Origin of the sequence: Shigella sp. FC1967 (assembly GCF_001743005.1) — a bacterium.
Lineage (GTDB): Bacteria > Pseudomonadota > Gammaproteobacteria > Enterobacterales > Enterobacteriaceae > Proteus.
On record NZ_MIIZ01000679.1, the window covers coordinates 1 to 4,883 of the forward strand.

At 39.3% G+C, this 4,883-nt stretch carries 1 protein-coding gene and 2 pseudogenes; 1 reads left to right on the plus strand and 2 read right to left on the minus strand.

The window, feature by feature from the left end; translation table 11 throughout:
* Positions 1-63 precede the first annotated feature (63 nt).
* Together menI and ydiJ are read right to left on the minus strand one after the other, a co-directional pair.
* Positions 64-477, minus strand: coding sequence for a 1,4-dihydroxy-2-naphthoyl-CoA hydrolase (gene menI, locus BHE89_RS09605; protein WP_069369323.1), 414 nt, complete (start codon positions 475-477; stop codon positions 64-66).
* Positions 474-3,529, minus strand: a pseudogene (gene ydiJ / locus BHE89_RS09610) (D-2-hydroxyglutarate dehydrogenase YdiJ). The gene menI and the pseudogene ydiJ overlap by 4 nt, the downstream one beginning before the upstream one ends.
* A 216-nt stretch (positions 3,530-3,745) precedes the next feature.
* On the opposite strand from ydiJ, the pseudogene ydiK reads away from it, so the two are divergent.
* A pseudogene (ydiK, locus tag BHE89_RS09615) lies at positions 3,746-4,862 on the plus strand (AI-2E family transporter YdiK).
* Positions 4,863-4,883 lie beyond the last annotated feature (21 nt).

A 4,883-nucleotide genomic window follows, 5' to 3' on the forward strand; every position in this document is an offset into this window, starting at 1 on the left:
TCTATAAATATAAAAACTCACAAAGCGAGTATTTCACTTTGTGCGTATGTCTTTTTTTATTCTTTAAGAAATAACAGATGTCGTTAATCTAGAAATACACACTTGACGACCTTCATCATCAAATATTTCTATCGACCAGACTTGATGTGATCGACCTAAATGAATAGGTTTGCATACTCCTCTTACCTTACCTTCTCTTGCTGAACGGATATGATTTGCATTAATTTCTAGCCCAACAATCTTTTGTTCACCTTCGGTACAAAGATACCCCGCAACAGAGCCTAATGTTTCAGCTAAAACAACCGAAGCACCGCCATGTAAAAGCCCTAAAGGCTGCTTAGTACGATGATCAACAGGCATTGTTCCTTCAAGATAATCATCACCAAGACAGGTTAATTCTATGCCCAAATGGCTCATCATATTGTTTTGTCCAATATGATTAAGGTACTCAATTGTCGTTTCACGTTTCCATATCATGGCATAATCTCCAAAAGTGCCTGTAGTGGGTGTTTTAGCTCAATATTATCAATACGTTTCACTTGACTACGACAAGAGTAACCGGTACTCAAACAACGCATTGTTGGTAATTTTTTTAGCGCATTACCCCATGAAAGTTGATAAATGCCTAACGAGTTTTCATAATTATTTAGTTCATGTCCATAAGTACCTGCCATTCCACAACATCCCGTGCTCACAAATTCGAGTTGCTGCCCATAACGTTGGAAAATAGCCTGCCACTGTTTCATACTTTGTGGAAGCGCGGTCACTTCTGTACAGTGCCCAAAAAGATACCATTTTTCATCATTATCACAATGGCTATTGGCTCAGATACCAATTTACTTAGCCATTCATGAACAAGTTGAACATTAAAATCCCCACGTTTATCACCCAATATTTCACGATATTCATCGCGATAACACAGCACTAATGCAGGATCAACACCAACCATAGGAATACCTAACTTTGCCACACGATTGAGCATAGTTGAGGTTTTTTGTGCCGTTTTACTAAATTGCTGTAAAAAACCTTTAATATGTTGCGCTTTACCATTAGGTGAAAACGGCAACAAAACAGGCTTAAACCCAATTTTTTCAATTAGTTTGATAAAATCGGCGACCACTTTGGCATCGTAATAACTCGTGAAAGGGTCTTGTACTACTAAAACATAATGACTTCGCTGCTTTTCAGATAAACGCTCTAAGTCTTCTAGCGTCATATCTAACGCCTTGTGTCCAGCCAATTGCTGCCTTAACGTCGGTGATGACAGCAAAGGTAAGTCGACCATTCCTATTGTATGTTTACTTAATGTTTGCACCAAGGGTTGCTTCATAAAGAAATTAAAGAATCCCGGCGCTTTTGCCATAATTGGCGTTGTTAGTTCAACATTCGCGACAATATGGTCTTTTAACGGACGTAAATAGCGCTGGTGATAAAGTTCAGTAAATTTAGAACGGAAGGATGGCACATCAATTTTAATCGGGCACTGGGTTGAACAGGCTTTACAAGCTAAACAGCCATTCATAGCCGCTTTCACTTCATGAGAAAAGTCATATTCACCACGTTTGGCTTTCCATGTATTACGTGTTTTCTCAATCAAACTTCTTAAGCTAGGTTTATTATTTTCAAGGCTAGATCTAAGCTGTTTTGGACTAACACCTTGTTCTGTTAATAAACGTAGCCACTCTCTTACAAGTGCAGCTCGCCCTTTAGGCGAATGAATACGTTGCCCGCTGATTTTCATTGAAGGGCACATTGGGCTTTTGGCATCAAAGTTAAAGCAAAGCCCATTACCATTACAATCTAATGCCCCTTTGAAATCTTGACGTACAGATAAAGGAATTGTGCGATCAAAGGTACCTCGTTTGATCGTATCAACTTGCTTCATGGGTTCATCGACCTCTAATGGAGGGCATATTTTACCAGGGTTTAATCTATTTCGAGGATCGAACACCGTTTTGATTTGGCGCAGTTCATGATAGAGCGTTTCACCGAAAAATTCGGGGCTGTATTGCGCTCTAAAGCCTTTTCCATGTTCGCCCCAGAGTAACCCACCATATTTGGCTGTTAACGTAACAATGTCGTCTGAGATAGACTTCATCAATAATTCTTGTTGTGGATCGCACATATCAAGTGCAGGCCTTACGTGCAATACCCCTGCATCAACATGTCCAAACATGCCATAATTAAGCTGATGGCGGTCGAGCAACGCTCTAAATTCTGTAATATAATCAGCAAGATGTTCTGGCGGCACACAGGTATCTTCTACAAAAGGAATGGGCTTTGCTTGCCCTTTTGCGTTACCTAATAAACCCACCGCTTTTTTACGCATGGCATAAATACGGTTAATATCCGCCAAATCCTCACAGACTTGATAGCCGATAACGCCGCCCTGACCCTCTTTCATTAATGAATCTAAGCGCTGGCATAATGATGTCACTTGTGAAGCGATAAGATTTTCATCATCCCCCGCAAATTCAACAATATTAAGACCTTGCATATCTTTATCAGGCACATCAGTGATCAACTCTTTAACCGAGTGCCACACAATATCTTCACGAGCAAGATTTAATACTTTGGAATCAACCGTTTCAACAGAAAGAGCATTCGCTTTCACTAAAAAAGGCGCATTACGTAATGCGGAATCAAAAGAATCGTATTTTACATTGACTAAACTGCGCTGTTTAGGAATTGGCGTGATATCGAGTGTCGCTTCAGTAATAAAAGCAAGCGTTCCTTCAGAGCCTGTTAAAATTCTCGTTAGATCAAATCGTTTCATGTCATCACTAAAGACATGGCGCAAATCATACCCGGTTAAAAAGCGATTTAATTTAGGGAATTTTTCAAGAATAAGTTTCCGTTGCTCTTTGCAACGAGATAAAACGGTACGATAAACTTTACCGATTGTAGAGCTTTCTTGGGCAATGTTTTCTGCTAGTGCGGTATCCATAGCTCGCGTTTCAAGCAATTCACCACCTAACAAAACGGCTCTAACACCAAGAACGTGATCAGACGTTTTACCATAAACCATTGAACCTTGCCCTGAAGCATCGGTATTAATCATTCCACCTAATGTGGCGCGATTACTGGTAGATAGCTCAGGTGCAAAAAAGAAGCCATAAGGTTTTAAAAAGAGATTAAGCTCATCTTTTATCACTCCAGCTTCCACTTTTACCCAACGCTCTTGCGGGTTTATCTCGATAATACGTTTCATATAGCGAGATAAATCAACCACGATACCCTCTGTTAATGCTTGCCCATTAGTTCCTGTACCGCCCCCTCTTGGTGTCAGAGAGAGTGAATGAAATCGAGGTTCATCAACTAAGCGAGCGATAATAGTGACATCGGCTGTGGAGCGGGGAAAAACGACAGCCTGTGGTAATAACTGGTAAATACTATTATCTGTTGCCATAGTAAGTCTGTCAGCGTAACTGCTGGAAATATCACCGGTGAAACCGTTTTTTTTAAGGGTATCAAGAAATTCTGTTGTGAGTTCACTGACTTGCGGTGCTTGCGATATACGTGGGATCATTTGTTATAGCTCTTTAATCTAATAGTCCACATTGCTTAATTTTAGATGTTGAAATGTATACTAAGAGGGATTTTGCCTCATTTTGTACTTTCAGACCGATACCTGTTCACCTTATCATACAATTCTGGCAAATTGCGTAGTGAGATAAACAACGTGATATTTGCAATGTTTATTCATCTGCTTCTAGCATTTTTATTCGTGTAGGGATTTAAAACCATGGAAAAACCGCAGATCCATACAGATATACCCAAAGTTTTATTCACTGTTCTTTTTATTTCTTTTTTTATTATCGCCAGTTTTTGGATCCTAAATCCCTTTATTGTGGGCTTAATTTGGGCTGGAATGATTGTTGTGGCAACGTGGCCTTTTACTCCTTATTATTGAAAAACGAGTAAAATATCGTTGGTTATCAACCATGATAATGATGATTTTGATATTACTGATCTTCGTTATCCCTATTATCCTTTTAATTTAGTAGCGTCATTGATAATAGTGCCCCTTTAATTGAATTAGCGAAATCGCCTTCGAATATTCAACCACCTCAATTATTATGGCTTAATGATATCCCCATGATAGGAAGCAAGCTTTATGATACATGGCATTCTATTCTTGTCTCGGGGGGTAATGCATTAATCACAAAAATCCAACCTTATGTGGGACAAGCTGCAAACTGGTTTTTTGCTCAAGCCTTGAATATTGGTCGATTTGCCCTACATTTGGGTGTGATGTTGTTATTTTCAGGTCTATTGTTTTTACAAGGTGAAAATGTTGTATCTTGGTTGCGCCATTTTGCTATTCGCTTAGCGGGTCAACGTGGTGATGCCGCAATTTTACTCGCATCTATGTCTATTCGCGCTGTTGCATTAGGTGTCGTTTTAACCGCCTTAATTCAAGCAATTGTTGGTGGTATTGGTCTTGCTGTATCTGGCGTACCTTATGCTACGGTATTAACCGTCGTTATGTTTATTTGCTGCCTTGCTCAAATAGGTCCTTTATTAGTATTGGTGCCATCCGTTTTATGGCTATTTTGGACCGGTGATACCACTTGGGGCATTGTCATGGTGATTTGGGGCGGTGCTGTTGCAACAATGGATGGTGTATTACGACCTTATTTAATCAAAATGGGCGCTGATTTGCCTATGGTATTAATTCTCACAGGTGTTATTGGTGGGATTTTAACATTAGGTATGATTGGATTATTTATTGGCCCTGTCGTTCTCGCTGTTGCCCATAGTTTATTAAATGCATGGATTAATGAAGTACCAAAACCTAATCCTGATTTAACTGAAACAGTAGAATTTTATGAATAAAAAACTTTATCGAAAAAGAATAAAATAATAATGGAGCATGTAAG

Bases quoted from the DNA above. Each gene is read 5' to 3' on its own strand.
- menI (WP_069369323.1), bottom strand. From the start codon at position 477: ATGATATGGAAACGTGAAACGACAATTGAGTACCTTAATCATATTGGA.